This is a genomic window from Paracoccus benzoatiresistens, assembly GCF_026913015.1.
GTDB lineage: Bacteria > Pseudomonadota > Alphaproteobacteria > Rhodobacterales > Rhodobacteraceae > Paracoccus > Paracoccus benzoatiresistens.
Genome location: NZ_JAPTYD010000009.1, coordinates 108,447 through 130,732, shown reverse-complemented (window position 1 = coordinate 130,732; position 22,286 = coordinate 108,447). Strand labels below are relative to the sequence as shown.

Here is a 22,286-nt window from a genome sequence, read left to right as displayed (position 1 = left end):
TGGCGGAGCCGTCCGCGAAGGCCGAGGAAAGTCCGCCCGATGACATCCATCCCCGTCCCCGAGCAAGCGGGATCATCCCCCAGCCGAGGCACAGCGCTTTGGCGTCAGGTCATGCCGCTGGCCCTGCTCTCACCGGCCGTCCTGGTCACGCTGGCTATCGTGTTCTTTCCGATGGTCCAGACCGCCTGGATGAGCCTGCACGAGTATGTCCTGTTCCGTCCGAAGAACTTCGACTGGGTGGGGCTGCAGAACTACCTCAATGTCTTTCAAGACGAGGTGTTCTGGATATCGCTACGCCACACGGTTCTATGGATCGCGATCACCGTTCCTGCACAGGCTCTGCTGGGACTGGCAACTGCGCTTCTGCTGAATCAGCAGTTTCCCTGGCGACCGATCGCGCGGGCCCTGATCATCATTCCGTGGGCGCTGCCGTCGGTCGTGATCGCGCTGATGTGGGCCTGGATCTATGACTCCAACTACGGGATCCTGAACGACCTGCTGCTGCGGATCGGGATCCTGGAAGCCTCGATCCCTTGGCTGGCGAACCCCGATACCGCGCTTTACGCGATCATCCTGACGCTGACCTGGCAGGGCTTTCCCTTTTTCGCTGTGATGATCCTGGCGGGCCTGCAATCCATTCCGCGCAGCTACTACGAGGCCGCTTCTCTGGATGGGGCATCGCCGCTGCGGCAGTTCTGGCATATAACCCTGCCGGGCATATCGGGGGTGCTGTTCACCGCGATCCTCTTGCGCACCATCTGGGTCGCCAACTCCATGGACGTGATCTTTGTGATGACAGGCGGCGGGCCGGGATATTCAACCTATACCCTGCCGCTCTATGCCTTCCTTGAAGCGCGGACGAACCTCAACTTCGGCTACGGCTCGGCCTTGGCCATGACCTTCACGCTTCTTCTGCTGGGCATCGTGATCCTGTATCTGAAGCGCTCGGCAAAGGCGGTGCAGTAATGGCGCTGGGACGCAAATCGACCCTCACCCGGGTGCTGACCGTGGATCTGCCGATGCTGGCCATTCTGGCCTTTACGCTTGGGCCTTACCTGTGGATGCTGCTGACCTCGCTCACCGCCGAGGAAAGCCTGTTCACGCGCGGTCCCTCGGTCTTCGACCTGGTCTGGAGCAACTACGAAAGGCTGTTCGCCAATGTCGGCTTTGCCAGGAACATGCTCGACAGCTTCATCATCGCGGCGGGCACGGTGGTGGTGGGCCTGACGCTGTCGGTCACGGCCGCCTACAGCTTCTCGCGCTTCGAATTCCGCTTCAAGAAGGTGCTGCTCTTGCAGTTCCTGCTGATCAACATGTTCCCGCTGGTGCTGCTGATCCTGCCGCTGTTCGTGCTGATGCGCCAGCTCGGGCTTCTGGATACACATGTCGCGCTGATCGTCGCGAACTCGACCATCGCCATTCCCTTCTCGGTCTGGATGATGACCAGCTACATCAACGGCATCCCCAAGTCGCTGGACGAGGCTGCGATGACCGACGGCTGTTCGCGCCTGCAGGCGATGCGCAAGGTCATCCTCCCACTCTGTGCGCCGGGGATCATCGCGACGGGCATCTACATCTTCATCACCGCCTGGAACGAATACCTGTATGCACTGACGCTGGGCGGTCAGAATGTGCGGCCGATCACTGTCGCCGTGCAGACGATGATCGGCGAATATCAGGTGCAATGGGGCCTGTTGACTGCCGGAGGCATCGTTGGCGCGCTGCCCGCAACCATCCTTTTCCTGATCGTCCAGCGTCGACTTGTCGGCGGGCTGTCCCAGGGCGCCGTAAAAGGCTGATAAAATTTTTGCTGCCGTCTCTTGTGGACGGCAGCCCTAATCCGAGGAACTGTCTTGAAAAACCCAATCGGCATCATTTCGATGCAATACGTCCGGCCGTTCACCAACGCCGCATTGCCCTATCTGAAAAAGACCCGCGAGCTGGGCTTCGACTTTATCGAACTGCTGGTCCCCGAACCCGAGGATGACCTGGACCCAGGTGAGGTGCGTCGCATCTGCGAGGGCGAGGCACTGGACATTGTTCTGGCCGCGCGGGTGAACCTGCAGCGCTCGATCGCCAGCGAAGACGCAGGACATCGCCAGGGCGGGCTGGATTATCTGAAGTTCTGCATCGATGCTGCCGAGGAAGTCGGCGCCCGGATCATCGGTGGCCCCCTGTATGGCGAGCCCTTGGTCTTTGCGGGGCGGCCCCCCTTCCCGTGGACGGCCGACCAGATCGCGACGCGCGCGAAACGCACCATTGATGGTCTGGCCGAGGTCGCGCCCCTGGCTGCATCAGCGGGCAAGGTCTTTGGTCTCGAACCGCTGAACCGTTTTGAAACCGATATCGTCAACACAACCGCTCAGGCGAATGAGATCGTCGACGCGGTAGGCTCGACCGGTCTTGGTGTCATGCTGGATACCTTTCACATGAACATGGAGGAACGCTCGATCCCCGACGCGATCCGCGCGGCGGGCGACCGGCTGGTGCATTTCCAGGCCAACGAGAACCATCGCGGTTTTCCCGGCACCGGCAACATGGACTGGACTGCAATTGCGCGGGCGCTGCATCAGGTCGGCTACCAGGGGCCAGTTTCGCTGGAACCATTCCGGCGGGAGGATGACCGCGTTGCCCTGCCCATCGCGCATTGGCGCGCACCCCATGAAGATGAAGACGGCAAGCTGCGTGCGGGCCTCGGCCTGATCCGTTCGGCGCTTGCCTTTGCAGAGGTCAATCACTGATGACGATCAAGATCGGCTGGATCGGCTGCGGCCGCCACGCAACCTGGATGCTCATGCCGCAGCTGGCACGCAGCGGTTTTGAAATCGCTGCAGTCTGTGACCGGGACGAAGGGGCGGCGCAGAATGCTGCACGCCAGTTCGGCGCCAAAGCGGTCTATTCGGACTATGAGGAGATGATCGCCAACGCCGACATTGACGCGGTTGGCATGGCGGTAGGCCCGGAGGTTCACTTCCGTGCCACGATGGCGGCAATCAGGCGGGGCATCCCGGTCTTCATGGAAAAACCTCCGGCCGCCTCTGCTGCAAAGGCCAAGGAACTGCTGGATGCCTCGGATGCGGCAAAGGTGCCGGTGACCGTCGGTTTCATGAAGCGTTACTCCACCGGAAACAAGATCGCCAAGAACATTCTGGATGGCGGCGACTTCGGTCAGGTTCTGGGCATTCACGGCAGCTACATGACCGCGCCTACCTACTTCGCGGGCGAGGTCGATTATACCGGCTTCTACTTGCATCACTGTGTCCACTACATGGACCTGATCACCTGGTTCGCTGGATCGGAATTCGCCGATGTGCGGCTGCGCAAGAACGTGCCCGGCAAAGGCAAGATGCTGATCCACATGAACTTCGAGTGCGAGAATGGCGTAATCGGCAACGTGGTCATGGGCACGGTGCAATCACGCGGCACTCCGATGGAATTCGTGCAGATCATGGGCGACCAGAACCGGGTTGAGGTCGAGAACGTCATCAACGTCGCGTGGCACCGCAATCCACCGTTCAAGGCGGAGGATCCCGAAGCAGTGCTGGATCCTGGCTGCGACACGCTGGTCTGGACACCCAACTTCACGGCCGCTGCAAATGAGGATCACAAAGGCTATCATGCGCTGCTTCTCGATGTCGCCGCCAAAATCCGCGGGGAAAGCGATGCCGTTCCTCAGATCCGCGATGGCTGGCTGGCGATGCAGAGGCTGGAACGAATGATTGCACTCATCGAAGCTTAATTTCGTGGCTCTGCGGCCCTAAGACTTTCTCGCAAGCCCGATCCTTGCACCAGATCCATCGTTTCCAAGCGTTCGGCATGATTCAGGCTGTGCAGGGAGACCTGATTCATGAGCAGTCTTGACTGGCCGCTGACAACGCCGCTGTGCCATCAGCCAGCGTGCTGCAAAGTCCGCAGCTTTAGATAGCGCCAAGGCGCCCGCATTGCAGACGGTTAAAGATCGCGGGTGACCTCCTCTCAGCTGTCGCTCTTGCCGCAACTGTCATGTTCTGGCTGTGAATGAAGAACGAGCCTTGGCCCTAAATAAGCTTGCCGGAAGGATCATCCTCTCCGATACTTAGAGGAATGACCTTTTTCGCCGGTGCATTTTCTTGAGCTTTCGTTTCGTCCATACCGCCGATCTGCATCTCGACGCTCCACTGACCGCGATTGCCCTGCGCGATCCCGATCTTGCCCGAGAGGTGGGCGTCGCATCCCGCACGGCCTTTTCCCGGATCGTGGATCTGTGCATCAGCGAGGATGCCGCGTTTCTGCTGATCGCGGGCGATCTTTGGGACGGGGAACACAGCTCGACCAAGACACCCCGCTTCCTGAAGCAGGAGTTGTTGCGCCTGAAGGAAGCCGGCATCCGGTGCTTTGTCATCCGCGGCAACCACGATGCGCTGGCACGGCAGACCGGGGAACTGGATGCACCGGACAACACCACCTTGTTCGCCGGCCGCCCTTCGACCGCCGAGATCGAGGTCGATGGCCACCCGATTGCCATCCACGGGCTGAGCTTCCGCGACCCGCATGCGCCCGAAAGCCTGCTGTCGCGCTACCCTGCCGCGAAACCGGGCGCCTTCAATATCGGCATGATGCACACCAGCCTGAACGGCAGTCCAGGCCATGACCCTTATGCGCCCTGCAGCACCGGGGATCTGGATGGCCACGGCTATCACTACTGGGCGCTTGGCCACGTTCATCGCCGCGCCCAGCATCTGGGCCGGGCCACGATCGTCATGCCCGGCATACCGCAGGGGCGGGATATCGGCGAGGCAGGTCCGACCTCGGTCACCCTGGTCGATGTGGCGGACGACAACACCGTCTCGCTGGAAGAGCGCACGGTCGCTGCGATCCGCTTCGACCGGCTCGAGGTCGAGTGTTCAGGCACAAGCGATTGGCAGGATCTGCTGACGCTGCTCGAGGCCGAGATCCGGCGCATCGGTCAGGCGACGCGTGCCGAAAACCACCTGGTGATCCGACCGGTCCTGCGCGGGGCGACACCGCTTGCCTGGCGGCTGGCGCGCGATCACGACCGGCTGGCAGAGGAGGCGCGGGCCTTCGCCGCCGCGGCAGGCATCTGGATCGACAAGCTGGAACTGCGGCTGAATGCCGATGATGAGGGGACCATCGTCACGCCCGGGCTGCCGGGCGAACTGGCGGGCATGATGCTGAATGACCTGCCGCAGGATCCTGGTCTCGAGGCCGCACTTGTCTCGGCGGCACGGGAGCTGCTGCGCGACCTGCCGCCTGATGCGCGCGATATCCTGGGCCAGGAGGAGGGCGAGTTGCCCCCGCGATGTCGGGAACTGCTGCTGGAGGGTATCCCGTCGACCCTGGCGCGGCTGGCCGGGGACAAGGCCATCTGATGCGCGTCGAACGGCTGGATCTGACCCGCTATGGCCGCTTTACGGACAAGTCGCTCAGCTTTGCGCCACCGGTGCCGGGGGGCGCCGATCTCCACATCGTCTACGGACCGAACGAGGCCGGCAAGTCCACCCTGTTCTCGGCCTGGCTGGACCTGCTGTTCGGCATTCCCCTTCGCAGCCGATACGATTTCCTGCATCCCGGCCCGACCATGCAAATCGGAGGCCGGCTGACCCATGCCACCGGCACGCTGGAATTGCGACGGCTCAAGCGACAGAATGCGAGCTTGCTGGACGGGCACGACGCGCCTGTTCCTGACAGCGTTCTTCAATCAGCCCTGGGAGGGCTGTCACGCGACAGCTATTCCGCGATGTTCTCGCTGGATGACGACATGCTGGAAAAGGGCGGCGACAGCATCCTGGCCAGCCGGGGCGATCTGGGCGAGATGCTGTTTTCCGCCAGTGCGGGCCTTGCCGAGCTTGCTCCCCGGCTGGAAGGCCTTCGCGCGGACCTAGACGGCTTTCACCGCAGCGGCAAGCGCAGCGGCTGGCTTTACGATGCCAAGAAGCAACTGGCCAATCTGGACGCCCAGCGGCGTCGCATGGAGGTCTCTGCGTCCGCCTTGCAGAAACTGACGCGGGAAGCGGCAGCCGCGGAACAGGCATGGCGCGAGGCGCGCTTGCGCGAGGATGCAGCGCAGTCGGAACTGGAGCGGCTTGGAAATGTCGATGAGTAATGAGCGAAAGTTGGTGATGCCCTGAGGGGCGGCATATCATGGCGGTGTTCACGCGCCGTCAATTCTCAGCCGAGAAAGGGATATGCCACATGCCAGAGAATACCATCACCCAGCTCCCCGATCCATCGGGATTTAGCGCCGATGCATTCACCGACGTTCTCCGCAATGGTGCGCGCAAGCTAATCGAACAGGCGATCCACGCCGAACTGGCCACGCTCATGGCCGCCTTTTCCAAGGAGAAGCTTGAAGATGGGCGTGCGCGCCTGGTGCGCCATGGACACTTACCCGAACGCGAGGTGATGACCGGGATTGGCCCCGTGCCGGTGAAAGTGCCACGGGTGCGCGATCGCAAGCCCGGTGAGGACAAGATCACCTTCACGCCCAGCATCCTGCCGCGATACCTGCGCAAGGCGAAATCGGTCGAGGAACTGCTGCCCTGGCTTTATCTCAAGGGCGTCAGCACGGGGGACTTCAGCGAGGCGCTCGCGGCGCTTCTCGGCCCAAACGCCCCTGGGCTTTCCGCCAAGACGATCACGCGGCTGAAGGCTGACTGGTGGAACGACTATGAGGCCTGGCAAAAGCGCGACCTGAGCCATCGGCGCTTTCTCTACATCTGGGCCGATGGGGTGTATTTCAAACCGCGCATGGCTGAAGAGAAGCAATGCGTTCTGGTGATCGTCGGGGCCGATGAATATGGCCACAAGGAGCTTCTGGCGATGATCGATGGCTTCCGCGAAAGCGCTGAGAGCTGGCGTGAGCTGTTGCTCGACCTCCGACGCCGGGGCCTGAAGCAGGATCCGAAGCTGGCCATCGGAGACGGCGCGCTCGGCTTCTGGACCGCGTTGCGCGAGGTCTTCGCCACCACGCGCGAGCAGCGGTGTTGGGTTCATAAGACAATGAACGTGCTCAACGCGCTGCCAAAGTCGCTGCAGGACAAGGCCAAGAACCATCTTCATGACATCTGGCAGGCGGAAACAAAGGCAGGGGCCAGCGCTGCTTTCGATTTCTTCGTCGAAACCTACGGGGTCAAATACGACAAGGCCGTTGCCAAGCTGGTCAAGGATCGCGAGGCGTTGCTGACTTTTTACGACTACCCGGCCGAACACTGGAAACACATCCGGACATCGAATCCAATTGAAAGCACCTTCGCGACCGTTCGCCACCGCACGAAACGCACCAAAGGATGCCTCAGCCGCAGGACCGGGCTGGCCATGGCCTTCAAGCTGATGATGTCAGCGCAGGGGAAATGGCGCAAACTCGATGGCCAGAACCGGCTGCCAGAGATCATCCAGGGGGTTGAGTTCCGCGACGGCCTCCGTCAACTTCAAGCCGCCGCCTGATCAGGCGTCACCAACTTTTGCCCATATCTCATGTCGATGCGGCCTTGCCGCTGCTGGCAAGGCTGTCTGCGCTTCAGGACCAATTCCAGACGACGGCCCATTTGCCCGAGATCGAAGCCCGCGTTCAGGACGACTGTGCCAGGATCGAGCGCGAGCGGCTGGAACTGAATACCCGCCTTGCCGACCGTGCCGTGCGGCTGCAGGGGTTCGAGGAAAAGCTGGCCTCCCTTGTGGCAGACCCCGCCGTGCTGGCCTGCGCGGACGACATCCATGCGGCCGAGGCGCTGCGGTCGGAGCATGACACCGCCATCAAGGACCTGCCTCGCAGGCGGCAAGAGGCAGCCGAGGTGCAGGCGCGCGTTGGTGCGCTTCTCTCGGAACTGGGGCAGCGCGACCGTCAGGCGCCGGATCTTGTGCTGCCGTCCGCCCCTCTGGCGCGGATGCGGTCGCTGTTGTCCGAACGCTCGGGCTTGCTGACTGCCCTGGCCGCCGCTTTGTCTGAGACCCGCAAGGCCGCAAATCTGCTGGCGCGGGAACGGGACCAGCTCGGCAGTTCCGAACCCGTCGATGATGACGCCGCGCTTTCCGCGCTGCTGACCAGACTGCGTGCCCAGGATCCGGATGATGTCCGCAACCGTGCGCTGCGCGACCGCGATCAGGCGCAGGGCAGGTTGTCGGCCGCCATCGAGGTGCTGGCTCCCTGGTCCGGGGACGGCGACAGTCTGGCCGCGCTTGCCGTCCCGCCCGGTTGGCAGATCCGCCAATGGGAGTCTGATGGCGAAACCGCCCGCCAGCAGGAACAGGACATCCGCCGTGAGGTCGGGGGCCTGCAGGACCAGTTGGATCGCCTGCAGGCTGACATGGCGGGCGAGGCCGGGGTCCTGACAGCGACAGGCATGACCCTGGCCGATGCCGCCGCCGCGCGCGGCAGGCGCGAGGCCCTGTGGGCCGAGCATCTGGACAACATGACCGCAAGCAGCGCCCAGAGCTTCGAACAGGCCCTGCGCGAGGATGACCGCATTTCGGCGCTTCTTGCCGAAGCCTTGGCCGCGGCAAGGCGGGAAGCCCTGCAGCGGAACGAACGGGACCAGATCGGCGCACGGCTGGACGATGCCAAGGCAAGGCTTCAGACTGCCCGACAAAAGCGCATGGCGATCGGCGCCGAGAGCGACTCTGCCTGCGGAGCGCTTGGTCTGACCGGGGGATCGCTGCCTGACCTTCAACGTTGGCTGGACCTGCGGCTTGCCGCGCTGACCGAACGCCACGCCTTGCGCGATGCCGAGGCGGCGCTTGCCCGCAGCAACGACTTGCTGGACAGCGCGACGCGCGCGCTTGCCGCAGCGCTCGGCCAAACGGGCGACGGCGAGGCGCGTGAATACGAGACCTTGCTGGCCGCCGCTCTTGCGCGCCTGGACGCGACAGACCGCCGCCGAGAGGCGCGACGCCGACTGACCGGGCTTGCAGCAGACCTGCGCGAACGCGAGCAGGCCGAAAAGGAAGCCCGCGATGCGCTGGCCGGCTGGCAGGAACAATGGGCCGAGGCGTGCCGCGACACGGTCCTGGCGAACCATCCCGACGATGACCCCGGCCTGGGCGCGATCCTTGATCTGCTGGATCAGCTTGGCACTGCCGTGCGCGATCTGGCGATGCTGGAAGACCGGATCGCCAAGATGCAGGCGAACCAGGACCGTTTCCGGCAGGCCAGATCGGCTATCACGCTGTCGCTTGGCATGCCGGACACGGTGCCGTGGAGCGATGTGCTGCAGCGCCTGCGCCGGGCCCAGGATACGGCGCGCGACTGCGAGGGGATTGCCGGGCAGCGCGACGCTGAAATGCTGCAGGACAAGGACGATCGCCGCCTCCTTGCCCTTCGCGAAAGGGAAGCCGCCGATCTCGGCGCGTCACTCGGCTGGCCGGAGGGCGAATGCACGCTGGCCGAACATGTTGCCTGCTGCCTAGAGGCGACAAAGCTGCGCCGCGACATCGCCGCCCTGGAAGATGACCTTCGCGACCGCCCCAGGCCCGGCGAAAGGGACGACCCACTGACGATCCGCCAACAGATCGAGACGCTCAAGGCCGACGCGCAGCTTCTGCGTCGCGAGACCGAAACCCTTCTGGAAGCCCATCACGAGGCCAGGCGGCAAATCGAGGCCGTGGGCGGGGATGATGCGCTGGCGCGGATCGCATCGGACCGCCAGAACCTGCTGCTGGAGATCCGAGACCGCGCGCGTGATCACCTGGCTGCCAGGTTTGGCCTGATGGCTTTCGAGAAAGGAATGCGGCGTTACCGTGACCAGCACCGCAGCGCCATGATGGCCCGTGCCTCGGACGCGTTCAGCAGGCTGACCATGGGGGCTTACAGCGGCCTGACCAGCCAGCCCGACGGCGCAAACGAAATCCTCGTGGCGCTTTCCGCCGGTGAGGGGGCGAAAGTGGCGCCCGATCTTTCAAAGGGCGCGAGGTTCCAGCTTTACCTGGCCCTGCGCATCGCCGGTTATCACGAACTGGCCCAAAGCCGCCCGTCGGTTCCCTTCATCGCCGACGACATCATGGAAACCTTCGACGATCACCGTTCCACCGCGGCCTTCGCGCTGCTGTCGGACATGTCGCGTCTGGGACAGGTGATCTATCTGACCCATCACCGCCATTTATGCGACCTTGCCCTTGCCGCCTGTCCCTCGGCCAACGTCATTGATCTGCAATCCCTGTGAAAGCCGCGCCCATGCAGGATGAAAGCTCGCCCCCCGTCTCTCTGGAAACGTCCGAACCGACCTTGGCCCTGAGCTTGCATCCCGCTCTTGCGGGCAAGGTGAACTTTGCCACTGCCCAGAACGGCGTGGCAATCGTCAAGCGGCTGGCAATCGAGAACACGGGAACAGAGGCCGTTCGAGATGTCCGTTTGACGCTTTTTGCAAGTCCCGCCATCCTGCGAGAAAAGACTTGGGTCATCGACAGCATCGCCCCGGGTGTCACCCTGCAGTTGAGCGATCTGGAAACGCCGCTTGATACCGCGCTGCTGGGGGGCTTGGACGAGGCGGAGATCGGCCATCTGCAGTTCCGGCTGTCGGCGCAGGGACTGGAAGACGTCACATCGACCCACCGGATCGAGATGCTGGCTCGGGACGAATGGGGCGGTCTGGCCGAGATGGACAACATCCTGGCAGCCTTTGTCTCGCCCAATCAGCCGGCGGTCGCCCGGATCCTGAAGGAGGCTGGCCGGCTGCTGGAGGCGGCAGGCCATTCGGGCGCCATCGATGGTTACCAGGGCGGCGATCCACATCGCGTGTGGATGCTGGCGGGCGCAATCTGGTCGGCGGCAACGGGCCTCGGCCTGACCTATGCCGTGCCGCCTGCTTCCTTTGAACGGGTTGGTCAAAAGATCCGCGATCCCGAACGGATCGTTTCCGAAGGCCTTGCGACCTGCCTCGATAGCACCCTGCTCATCGCGGCCGCCTACGAAGCGGCAGGGCTGAACGCGGCCGTGCTTTTCTCACATGGTCATGCTTGGGTAGGGGTGTGGCTGGTCAGAAAGGACTTCGGTCGGCTGGTCGAACCTGATGTGGTGGCCGTCAGGAAGGCTACGGTGGCGCGTGAATTCGTGCCCTTGGAAACTACCCTGCTGACCCGCCGTCCCGCCGTGGGCTTCGAGGAAGCCATCGCCGCCGGACGCGACCGCCTGTCCGAAGCCCGTGAGACAGAATTCATCCAGGTGGTGGATATCAACCGTGCCCGCGCCGCGCGCATCCGCCCGCTGGCCAGCCATCGCACTCCTGCCCCTGCTGCCCACGAGGACATTGCTGCGTCACCCGCCGCTCTGCCGCGGCCACTGGATCTGGGCCTGTTGCCAGGCGAACTGGTCGAGGAAGCGCCCACGACGGCCATGGGTCGTATCGAACGCTGGCAGCGCAAGCTGCTGGACCTGTCGCTGGCCAACCGTCTTCTGAACTTCCGCGACACGCGCGGCGCGGTGCCGATGGTTTGCCCGGACATCTCGGCAACGGAGGACCGGCTTGCCAATGGCGAGGTCTTCCGCTTGCTGGCGCTCAAGGACGAGAATGCCGTCTCGGGCCGAGACATCCCGGCCGACGAGGCCCGCCACATCGAACGGGATCTGGCGGTGGATGCCCTGATGCGGGGACAGATTGCGGTGCCTTTGACCGCACGCGACATGGCAGCGCGTTTGACCGAGCTTTACCGCAAGGCGCGCAGCGACATGGCCGAAGGCGGCACCAATACGCTGTTCCTGGCGGTCGGCTTCCTGCGCTGGAAGAGATCGGAGGGCGACACCCGGTCTTATCGCGCGCCGCTTCTGCTGTTGCCAGTAAAGCTCGAGCGCCGCTCGGCCCAATCGGAATATCGTCTGAGCCAGCTCGAAGACGAGGTTCGGATCAACTCCACGCTTCTGGAGATGCTCAAGCGCGATTTCGAACTGCGCATCCCCGATCTGGAGGGGGAACTGCCGCGTGATGAAAGCGGCCTAGACATCCCGCGCATCATGGAGATCCTGCGTCAGCGGGTGCGCGACGTGGCAGGCTTCGAGGTCGTCGAGGAATGTGCGCTCTCGACCTTCTCCTTCGCGAAATACCTGATGTGGAAGGATCTGGTCGACCGCACCGACAGTCTGCGCGAAAGCCGGCTGGTGGCTCATCTCGTGGACAATCCGACCGAGACGTTCGAGGGCGCCAGAACCTCCATGCCCCATCCGTCGGATATCGATCGCAAGCATGCGCCCGGCGATCTCTTGGCGCCGCTGCCTGCCGACAGCTCCCAACTGGCTGCCGTGTTGGCCGCAGCGCAGGGACGCAACTTCGTGCTGATTGGCCCGCCCGGCACAGGCAAGAGCCAGACGATCACCAATATCATCGCCGACCAGCTTGGCCGGGGGCGCACCGTCTTGTTCGTAGCGGAAAAGTCCGCCGCGCTGGATGTGGTGCATCGACGCCTGGAACGTCACGGGCTCGGCGACGCGGTGCTGGAACTGCATTCCAGCAAGGCTGACCGCAAGAGTGTGCTGACTCAGCTTGGCCGGTCCTGGGACAGAGCCAGTGCGGCACGAGCGCAGGAATGGGTCCGGGTTGCCGAGGACCTGCGCCTGACGCGCGACCAGCTGAACGCCTATGTCGATGCGCTGCATCGGCCTGGCACACAGGGCTTCAGCGTCTACCAGGCCATCGGCAAGGTTGCGGCCGCCACCCCGGGCTTTGCCTTGCGTTTCGACAACAAGGATTGTCACGACGAGGCGAGCTGGCAGCGTTTGCGAAGGCTGGCCGCCGATCTGGGGGCGCGCCAGCGCATTGTCGCAGACCTGGACCCTGCCGGGCCACTGTCACTGCTGGATCGCGCCGAATGGTCCTATGGCTGGCAGGACCGCTATCTCGAATGCGTCCGTGCGCTACGTCTTGCCCGAAGCGCAGCACGGGACGCGCGAGGAACCCTAGCGCAGCGGCTTGGCCTGTCCCTGTCAGAGGCGGAAAATCCGGATATTGCCGCCGCGCTTGTCTGGCTGGCAGCGCAGCGGCTGGACAAGCCCGCCGTCTCTCCCGAGGCGCTGCGCGACCCCGCTGACGCCCGCGCCGGACTTAACGCTCTGAAGGATGCCTTGTCGCGCGCAGCCCAGGCCCGGTCCGCACTGTCGGCCCGCTACCCCGACGAGGGCTTGGCCGACATGCCGCTGGACGCTCTGGAACTGCAGTGGCGTGAGGCGCAGGGAAAGTCCTGGCCCTTCGCCGGCATGGCCCAGAAAAAACTCCGCAAGCTGTTGCAAAGCTATGCAAGCGCGGGTCAGGCGGATCCTGCACGCGACCTTCCGGCACTAAAGCAGCTTCTGCGCGCACGGCAGGACATCGCGGCCTCAAGCCTGCGGTCGCTGCCTGGCTTTGCGGGCGAGAAGACGGATGCCGCTCGCCTTGCTGCCGAGATCGATGCGGCATTCGCTTTCCTGGATCTGGAACGGCACTTGCGCGCCGCCGGCCTGCCCGCCGCGCGGCTGGAAGAACACAGGCCCCAACTGTCCCGTGCCGCGGGCGGCGATTTTGCTTCCCTGCTGCAAGCCCTGCACGACACAGCGAACAGGTCCGATCAAGCCGCAGCGGCCTTTGCCGATGCAGGAGGCGTCTCGCCGCAAGAATGCGACTCCCTGCTGGCCGGATTGGAGCCGTTGCAGGACCGCTTCGGTGACTGGCTGAAATGGCGCGCCTGTCGAGCCGAGGCCCTCGGTGCCGGATTGGAGCCGCTGGTTCGCGCCTTGGAGGAGAAGGCAGATATTTCCGATACCATGCGTGCTTTCGAGCAGGCCTATATGGCCTGGTGGCTGCGGCTGGCGATGGATGCCGAACCCTGCCTGCGTGGCTTTGCGCATTGGGAACATGACGCCCTGATCCGCCGCTTCCGGGACCTTGATGATGCCCTGGCCAATCTCGCCTCCGACGAGGTAATGCGGCGGCTGGGAAATGATCTCCCCACGCGCGACTCGGTCCCGCGGAATTCGGAACTGGGGGTTCTACGGCATCAACTGGGATTGCAGCGCCCGACGCGGGCGATCCGCAGCCTGATTGCCGACATGCCGACGACGTTCGGCAAGCTGGCACCGTGCGTGCTGATGTCGCCCTTGTCGGTTGCCCAATATTTGCCCGCCGGGCAGGCGCAGTTTGACCTCGTCATCTTCGACGAAGCCTCGCAGATCTCGACCTGGGATGCCATTGGCGCAATTGCCCGCGGGCGCCAAGCGATCATCGTGGGTGATCCGAAGCAGCTTCCGCCGACGAACTTCTTCGGGCGCAGCGATGACGGCACCCAGGAAGGCGCTGAACTCGCTGAATTCGAAAAGGACATGCCGTCCATCCTGGACGAGGTGGCGGCTGCAGGCATCCCGACCCATCGACTGAACTGGCATTATCGCAGCCGGGACGAGGCGCTAATCGCGTTTTCAAACCATTACTATTATGACGGCGGCCTGGTCACGTTCCCCTCGCCCGACGCTTCTGCCAATGCTGTGCGGCTGCACAAGGTCAACGGCATCTATGGGCGCGGCACAGGATCAACTAATGCCGAGGAGGCGCGTGCAATCACTGCCTTCATTCGCAAGCGCCTGACGGAATGGCTGAGGCTGCCCGAGGAAGAGCGTCCCACCCTGGGCGTGATCACCTTCAACGCCCAGCAGCAGGGACTGATCCTCGACCTGCTTGATGCCGAGCGCAAGGCAAACCCCGATCTAGAATGGTTCTTCGCCGACGAGCGGGAAGAGCCAGTGATCGTCAAGAACCTGGAGAACATCCAGGGCGATGAACGCGACGTGATGCTGTTCTCAATCACCTTCGGTCCGGACCAGACTGGCAAGTTCACCATGAACTTTGGTGCGATGAACAAGGACGGCGGCGAAAAGCGCCTGAACGTCGCCGTCACAAGGGCACGGGCGGAATTGCACGTCTTTGCCTCGATTACCGCCGATCAGATTGACACCACAAGGACACGCGCCCGCGGAGTTGCGGATCTCAAGGCTTTTCTTGACTTCGCCAACCGGGGACCGGTGGCTCTTGCCGCGCAGGACAGCGGATCGGTCGGACCCGCAGACTCTCCCTTCGAGGAAGGGGTGCGCGATGCCTTGGCGGCAAAAGGCTGGGAGGTCCACACGCAGATCGGCGTGTCGGGCTTCCGCATCGACCTGGGCGTGCGGCATCCCGATCACGCGGGCGTCTGGCTGGCCGGCGTGGAGTGCGACGGAGCGCGTTACCATTCCTCGGCAACAGCGCGCGACCGAGACCGGATCCGTCAGGCTGTTCTGGAAGGCTTGGGCTGGAAGATTCTGCGGATCTGGTCGACCGACTGGTTCCGCGCCCCAGATGCCGCCGTCAGGCGCATCGACGCCGGCCTCCAAGCCATTCTGGAAGCTGACCGGGCGCGCCGGGCTGAAGAGGACGCGCAGCAGGTTCCTGTCGAGGAGGATGCGCCCGTCGCGGAGGGAACCTCGCTCCTACCAATGCCTGCACCCGATCCGCAGCAATCAGACGCCGATGAGAGCGACGAAGCTGTTGAGGAACGAGCGGTTCTCTTCGCCGATAACGCGGCGGGCACGTTGCTGGCGCCTTTGCCATTGCAAGGCATCCAACCAAGTGCCGATCGCTTCTTCGATGACGACTACACGGCCGACCTCCGCAGCCTGATGCAGCAGATCGTCGCCGCAGAGGGTCCGATCCCCGACAGCTTTCTTGCCCGCCGGATTTCCCAGCTTCACGGCTGGCAACGAACCGGCGGCCGCATCCAGGCACGTCTGTCGGCCTTACATGACGCCTTCAATGTGACAGTCGAGGGGAATGTTAGGTTCCTCTGGGAGAAGGGCAGCATAAGGAACCGCGTTCCCTACAGGGGTATGGGCGATCGGACACTGCGGGAAATATCAAGATCCGAGATCGCTAGCGTCATTGATCGGGATGAAGCCAAAATATTCAAAGCTGAAGACCCGGACTTGGAGCTTGCACGTCTGCTCGGCATCGCGCGGCTCAGCAAGGATGCTAGGGATTATCTGAAGCTTTGTCGTGATTGGCAACAAAGCACATTATCAACAAACTGCAGCCGCGAGTTCTGACCCATAAAGTCGGCCCACAACCGACGGTCGGTGTCTCGGATGTCGCGCGGCAGCGCTCTTCAAAGCGGACATCCGAAGCGAGCTCATCCATTGCGGGTGTCAATGTCTGGAGGCGGGGCAATGTGGACGTTCAAGCGGTGCGCTTATCTGGCCAAGGAGCAAAGGAAGCGGACCGTCGAAGAAGTTGAACCACACTTCGAGTAAGTAACGAGCCACGCCCAGTCGACTAGGACGCCGCCGTCGGAACCCAACCGATAAGCCGGTCTGAGGATGAATTAAACTGTGCGGACGCTTCATCGACGGCTTCCAATAAGTCCTATCGATACTGAAAGAATGCCAATCCTGCAACACCACGGCGAACTAAGTCTTGAACACTGACAGACCTTGAAGGATCGTGCGTATATGACATATTCGAACCGAACGATTTTCCAAAGGCACCGAATTTCTTACTCAACAACTTGATGCTTTCCTCGGAAACTTTACGAGGCTATCGAGCCGCATTCGACACCTCGATTATGATACGAGCGAACTCGGAGATAGGATAAATGCCCGCTGCAGCTACATCGCCTTCAAAGATGGAGCCCCGACATTTGATGAGTTCATCGACGTTCTCTTCCATCAGATTGTCTCATTTTGCCTCCCGAAATCCGAGATAATGACTGCGCATAGCAACCTTGCGGATGCGTTAGCTTGCGGCGACACGGTTTTGGTGAACCAAATCTCCACTCGACTCCACGAGCGGGCCCGCAGCCTTTTCATAAAGGCTAAAAAGGGAAGCCATCGATCCGGTGAAGCTGGTGAAATTCTTCTATTCATCCTTGTGGAATGGTTGCTGAAGGCCCCTCAAATTGTTTCGAAGATGTATTTAAAAACTAACAATAACATGCCAGTCCACGGCACCGATGGCATTCATGCAAGGTTTGACGACTCGACGAAAAGACTTCATCTATACTGGGGTGAGTCAAAGGCGCACAACTCACTTGGCGGCGCGTTTATTAGTGCGATGAAGTCGATAAAAGATTTCCACGAGGAAGGCGGTCAAAATCTCGAAATTCCTATTGTTTCTAATTTCTCGGACTTTAATACAGCATCTCCGGATGCTAAAGAAGCTTTTATTAGATATTTGGATCCTTACAACGAAGAATACAATCAATGCGTCACCTCTTTCGCATGCTTATTGGTCTTCGACTTCCCATTTCCGATTGTTGGCGACATAGATATCGAGCTGTGCGAGAAAGAATTTGTCAACGCTGCGAACGTCGAGATGCATAAATTTTTGACCAGTCTCCCCGAGAAACTTGCAGATCGTAACATCGGCCATCTCAGATTTGAATTCTTCTTAGTTCCTGTCCCGTCCGCTCAAGAGTTTCGTGATAAATTTCAGAGCAGGATTGGGTGGCCAAATGATTGAAGAACTTGCCAACAGAATCTGGTCTCATCCTAAGTTTCACGAGGAAACCAGCGCATTGAGGCGCTTGGTCTTCACAAGCCTATTTGGCTTTGTGGGCGCGAAAGATGGTTTTGAGGATCACTCTCGGATTATCCAAAGACTGACCCAAAGTGCAATTGCCCTTGCGTCATCAGAACGTCGCGAATATCGGCGACGTTCATACGAAATCGCAACCAACATTGCAGAGTTTGCCGCACATGATCTTCCCGGTTCGACCTACGCTTTGCTATTGGCGTTGGGGCGCTTGGGCAACTTTCCAGCACTAGACTTCGCCAAACGGCGCTATTCCATTAGTGAACATGCCCTACCGCAGCAGATGGTTGCAGAGAGCGTGATCAGGCGTTCGCAGAATAGCGTAAAAATTGCGGACAATTCGATATCCCTCACCGATTTCCAGCTAGAATTATGGAATAAGCTGAATTCAGGAAAAACAATTGGTGTATCTGCGCCGACATCGGCAGGAAAGTCTTTTGTCCTGCAATCTTTCACACGCCGTTTATTTGAGGATGATCGCATTCGCTATGCTGCGATCATTGTCCCCTCGCGCGCCCTAATTACTCAAGTTTCTGAGGATGCCTCCGCTTGGGTCAAGACCTCACCGCTGCAAGTCGAACTGCTAACCACTCCGGTTCATCCGGAAAGCGCACTGCCCATACGAGCGCTATTTGTCGTAACGCAGGAGCGACTACAGCTACTGCTTGCCGCTCATCCTTTCCTGAAGCTTCAACTCCTAGTGATTGATGAGGCGCAGAACCTTGGGGATGGGCCAAGAGGTGTCTTGCTATCTAGCGTTGTCGAGGAATGCCTACGACGCGACGAGGACTGCCAGATGATTTTCGCTGGCCCGAACCTGTCAACGCCGGAGCGCCTCTCACGAGGCTTCGGGCGAGATGCAGTTGCCGTGACAACCGACGAACCGGCAGTCTTGCAGAACATCTTCTTTTTGGAGACCGGACTGTCAGATACAAAGCAAGCAGTTCTGAGCTTCCTAGACGGCAAGCAGCCTGTGAAAGTCGGGACGATCGACTGCGATCAACCCTTGCTCGATCATGTAGCGAAGCTTGTAAACCTTGCCTTAAGATTGGGCACCAGTGGCCAGAGCTTGGTGTATGCCTACGGACCCAGTGAATGCGAAAACATTGCTTTTGGCCTGAGCGACACGGAGCCAAGAGAGCCAACGCCTGGACAGTTGGAGTTATCCAAGTTTATAAAGGACGCGGTTCACCCCGACTTCCAGCTGGCATCGTTCGTTTTGCAAGGTGTTGGCTATCATTACGGGCGGCTACCATCTCTGGTTCGCAAAGCAATTGAGGACGCATTTGGCGATGGGTCGCTGAATTTTTTAGTGACGACTAGCACCCTACTTCAGGGCGTGAATCTACCGGCGCGTAATCTTTTCCTCCGAAATCCTCGGAAGGGCGAAGAGCCTATCTCCTCAGTGGACTTCTGGAACCTTGCGGGACGTGCTGGGCGCTTAGGGCGCGAGTTCTCCGGAAACATTTTTTTAATTGACTACGGTTCTTGGGAGTCAGACCCTCTTTCTGGATCAGCGGATCGAAGCGTAGAACCGTCCCTACAATCTCACCTGTTAAATCGAACCGATAGTCTAATATCGTATATCGATAATAGGGAGCACATTCCAAATCCACGGGAGCCGGACGAGTTCGAGAATACCTTCGTCAAACTCGTTCAGGACCATATGCACGGCCGGCTAGCCCAGACCCTGAGCAATTCAGGTTTGCCTGATTTTGACACTCGTAGGGTTGCTCTGGAGGCATCGATTTCCCGCGCTGTTGCGTCTGTTCCCCTGAGAGCTGAAACGATTTCGGCATCCCCCACCGTATCAATCTACAAGCAGAATGATCTGCTCACGCGCCTTGAAAAGAGCATCAAAGCAAAAGGACCAAGCTACGTCATTCCTAAACATCCGAGAGACCCGGGGGCATATGTAAGTTATGTTGCAGTCTTGCATCGATGCCATCAGGAGATTTTAAAGCTTCCGAGGAGTGACAAATCAGCCCACTATTACGCTCAACTCATTCTGCGATGGATGCGTGGGGATCCACTGCCAGTCATAATTGATGCAAATATAGAGTTCCTTCGCGCCCGGGGGAGGACCAGCAATACCGCGACGGTCATTAGGAATACCCTCACGGAGATAGAAAGCGATGTTAGGTTCAAATACGTTCGCCTATTCTCTTGCTACAACGCGATTCTCGAGGCCGCGCTCCTAAAATGCGGCCATAAGGATAGCGTGAAATCTATTCCCGCAGTTCCTTTCTACCTCGAAATGGGAGCAAGCTCTGTTACGATGATGAGCTTTATAGGGATTGGTCTATCTCGGTTCACCTCCACTCGCCTGCAGAGGCTGGCGAGAAGGGAAGACATGTCGCAATCCGAAGCGAGAAGCTGGATCGAAAGGCAAAACATTCAATCTCTAGACATACCAGTCGCGTCAGCAAAAGAGATTCAAAGAGTTCTCCGAATGGCATAGCTTAAACCATGTAAGTGTTTTATTCCGGACCGACTCACCCCGTATGCCCAGCCGGACTCGAAGGGTAGCTCCTAGCTACCTCGAGCAGGTCGCTACGCCTTGGATAGCCGGCAGCTATGGACTTTTCGCGTCGATAGTATGGCAAAAAGTGCGGGACTGGTCAGACATGCTGCAAGTCTGCTTGTCTGTTCAATTCCCGCTGTGCTACTACATGCTGCACCGCTTATCATCCGCATTCAGGCCTGTTTCGGTTACTGAGGAGAAGCTGCCACTTGGGACAAGTGCAGGCTCTCAAGCTGTTCCTCGCAGTGCCCCCGCATGTTGCACTGCTATTGCAGCAAGCTGCAGAGCGGCATCACGATCCGCCGCCACAGCGATGAAACGAGCGTTGTGGCAGAAGCGCGCGCCGGGCACGCCCGAGGCGGCTTCAAACGCGGCGTCGGTCAGTCCCCCCCAGGCCTCCGGCAGGTCGGCGCGAAGGGCGAAACCCTCGGGCTCGCGGCGGATGCCGGTCAGGGTCCAGTCTGTTTCTCGGGGGTGGACCACGAACAGCAGGTGATCGGCGCCCGCCCTCTCGATGGCAGAGCGGAAGGGCATGCCCATTGGAAGTTCGAGGACCCGGCTTTCTCCGGCGGCGGCGATGGCCTCCACGACGACAGCCTCGGCACGCAGCTTGGCGGCCTTGCGTGTAACCGCCGCCTCGACGAAGGCTCGAGCGATGGTCAACGCGTGGTCGAAGGCCCGGTCATCGGCACCCGGGCTGCGGTCGTCGAAGACAGGCTTGAGGCTTTCGAGCAGCAGCGGCAGGGACAGGTCCGCCAGCGGCCCGGTAGGCGACAAGGCACCATTGTCCACCAGGTCGATGGGCAGCACGAAATTGGCGTCGAACGCTGCATGGATCATGTCCAGATCCAGATCGGGAACACCGAAGGCCCGAAGATAGTCTTGGCCGAAGTGCCGCCAGATCAGGCCGAAGGAGCTGTAGAGCTGGCCGTCGTCGCGCAGCGGCGGGCTCTTCTGGTGGTGGTCGAAGATCAGCCGCTCCGGATCGTGGTCGCGGCCAACGTCATAGATCACCCGGTCCGGCGCCGGTGTGGTCCAAGCCGCATCACGCGTCCGCAGGATCCGCGCTTGCGGAAAAAGCCGCGTCAGGATGACCGACGAGAGAAGCTCGTCGGCGTGAAAGCCGCCGGAGTGGGTGACGAGATGGGCGATGGTCATGACATGTCCTGAAAAGCAGATGACCGCCCGGAGGCGGTCAGCGAAGAATCAATGGCTTACGAAACCTTTGCCCCGAACTGAACAAACATACCCCTAGCCGGCAGCAACTATGCCCCGAACAACAAACCCTTAGTGGGTCCAGGGGCCCCGGCGGTCGGTCGCGAAATTCTCGCCATAGCCGCGCGGGCGGACGTTGGCGGCGCGCTTGTGAGGCGGTTGGACGACATAATCCAGGCCATGCTCGCGCGCATATTCCTCAGCCTGCTGCAGGGTGTCGAAGCGCAGGCGGACCTGGCTCTGGGTATCGTCGCTGCTGATCCAGCCCATCAGCGGATCGATCTCGCGCCCCACGGGCGGGAATTCCAACACCCATTTCTTTGTCCGCGCGGTGCCGGACTGCATGGCATTGCGGGCGGGTTGATAGATGCGAACGCGCATTTCGAGGCTACCTTTCGGGGGCGGGTCTTGGGGACTTATCGCCAATGACGCGGCCCGGTTCAAGGGTCGGAACACCAGCGGCATCGCGGCGTTGAGGCCGGGATTGCAACCAGAGGAGGCTTCCATGCCATTCCGAACCGCTGCCGCCCTAGGGCTGCTGATGGCCCTTCCCGCCACCGCACAGGAGACCGCCGCGCCCGCCGCCACCGAAGGCGAGGCGCCGATGATTGCCGAGATCAAGACGGCCGAGGGCGAAAGCCGGGGCACCGCCACGGTGGTCGCAACCCCGTCCGGCATGATGCTTGTTACCCTGGAACTGCAGGGCCTTCCGGCTGGCATCCACGGCGCCCATATCCACCAGACCGGCGAATGCTCGCCCCCGGACTTCGAATCGGCGGGCGGACATCTGGCCGGCGACAAGGAACACGGAATTATGGCAGAAAATGGCCCGCATCCGGGCGATCTGCCGAACATCCACGTCCCGGACAACGGGACATTGATGGTCGAGTACTTTGTCCCTGGCCTGACCAAGGACATGCTGGCTGACGAGGACGGATCGGCCATCGTCATCCACGAACAACCCGACGACTATACCGGGCAGCCCTCGGGCCATGCCGGCGGCCGGATCGGCTGCGGCAGTCTTGCCCAAGCCAGCTAGA

The 22,286-nt window shown here is 61.1% G+C and carries 14 protein-coding genes; 12 read left to right on the top strand and 2 right to left on the bottom strand.

Annotation, left to right across the window (positions count from 1 at the left end; translation table 11 throughout):
• Positions 1–39: 39 nt before the first annotated feature.
• The 11 genes from OU682_RS09385 (at position 40) to OU682_RS09335 (ending at position 19,968) form a co-directional block, all read left to right on the top strand.
• Positions 40–966, top strand: a complete 927-nt coding sequence (locus OU682_RS09385) for a carbohydrate ABC transporter permease (protein WP_329609795.1) — start codon at positions 40–42, stop codon at positions 964–966.
• A complete protein-coding gene (locus OU682_RS09380) occupies positions 966–1,799 on the top strand; it encodes a carbohydrate ABC transporter permease (protein WP_268941825.1) in 834 nt (277 codons plus the stop codon). The genes OU682_RS09385 and OU682_RS09380 overlap by 1 nt, the downstream gene beginning before the upstream one ends.
• Before the next feature lie 54 nt (positions 1,800–1,853).
• Positions 1,854–2,741: a sugar phosphate isomerase/epimerase family protein gene (locus tag OU682_RS09375; RefSeq protein WP_268941824.1), complete on the top strand. Its 888-nt coding sequence runs from the start codon at positions 1,854–1,856 to the stop codon at positions 2,739–2,741.
• Positions 2,741–3,739, top strand: coding sequence for a Gfo/Idh/MocA family protein (locus tag OU682_RS09370; RefSeq protein WP_268941823.1), 999 nt, complete (start codon positions 2,741–2,743; stop codon positions 3,737–3,739). Before OU682_RS09375 ends, OU682_RS09370 begins: the two co-directional genes overlap by 1 nt.
• A gap of 370 nt (positions 3,740–4,109) precedes the next feature.
• Positions 4,110–5,369, top strand: a complete 1,260-nt coding sequence (locus tag OU682_RS09365; protein WP_268941822.1) for a metallophosphoesterase family protein — start codon at positions 4,110–4,112, stop codon at positions 5,367–5,369.
• Complete coding sequence (locus OU682_RS09360; protein WP_268941821.1) at positions 5,369–6,103, top strand: ATP-binding protein; 735 nt, start codon at positions 5,369–5,371, stop codon at positions 6,101–6,103. Before OU682_RS09365 ends, OU682_RS09360 begins: the two co-directional genes overlap by 1 nt.
• Positions 6,104–6,192: 89 nt before the next feature.
• Positions 6,193–7,443, top strand: a complete 1,251-nt coding sequence (locus tag OU682_RS09355) for an IS256 family transposase (RefSeq protein WP_268941820.1) — start codon at positions 6,193–6,195, stop codon at positions 7,441–7,443.
• A gap of 101 nt (positions 7,444–7,544) precedes the next feature.
• Complete coding sequence (locus OU682_RS09350; protein ID WP_268941819.1) at positions 7,545–10,154, top strand: AAA family ATPase; 2,610 nt, start codon at positions 7,545–7,547, stop codon at positions 10,152–10,154.
• Positions 10,155–10,165: 11 nt separating this feature from the next.
• On the top strand, positions 10,166–16,024 hold the full coding sequence (proA, locus tag OU682_RS09345) for an anti-phage protein ProA (RefSeq protein ID WP_268941818.1): 5,859 nt from the start codon (positions 10,166–10,168) through the stop codon (positions 16,022–16,024).
• Positions 16,025–16,433: 409 nt separating this feature from the next.
• Positions 16,434–17,435, top strand: coding sequence for a HamA C-terminal domain-containing protein (locus tag OU682_RS09340; protein WP_329609796.1), 1,002 nt, complete (start codon positions 16,434–16,436; stop codon positions 17,433–17,435).
• Positions 17,428–19,968 carry a DEAD/DEAH box helicase gene (locus OU682_RS09335; RefSeq protein WP_268941817.1) on the top strand — a complete coding sequence of 847 codons (2,541 nt, stop codon included), beginning with the start codon at positions 17,428–17,430 and terminating at the stop codon, positions 19,966–19,968. Before OU682_RS09340 ends, OU682_RS09335 begins: the two co-directional genes overlap by 8 nt.
• Positions 19,969–20,259: 291 nt before the next feature.
• On the opposite strand, the gene OU682_RS09330 is transcribed toward OU682_RS09335, so the two are convergent.
• Both OU682_RS09330 and OU682_RS09325 read right to left on the bottom strand, forming a co-directional pair.
• Complete coding sequence (locus tag OU682_RS09330) at positions 20,260–21,189, bottom strand: MYG1 family protein (protein WP_268941816.1); 930 nt, start codon at positions 21,187–21,189, stop codon at positions 20,260–20,262.
• Between the two features lie 129 nt (positions 21,190–21,318).
• Positions 21,319–21,627, bottom strand: coding sequence for an ETC complex I subunit (locus OU682_RS09325; protein WP_268941815.1), 309 nt, complete (start codon positions 21,625–21,627; stop codon positions 21,319–21,321).
• A 124-nt stretch (positions 21,628–21,751) separates the two neighbouring features.
• Here OU682_RS09325 and OU682_RS09320 point away from each other — a divergent pair, with 124 nt between their 5' ends.
• Positions 21,752–22,285 carry a superoxide dismutase family protein gene (locus OU682_RS09320; protein WP_268941814.1) on the top strand — a complete coding sequence of 178 codons (534 nt, stop codon included), beginning with the start codon at positions 21,752–21,754 and terminating at the stop codon, positions 22,283–22,285.
• Position 22,286: the final 1 nt, after the last annotated feature.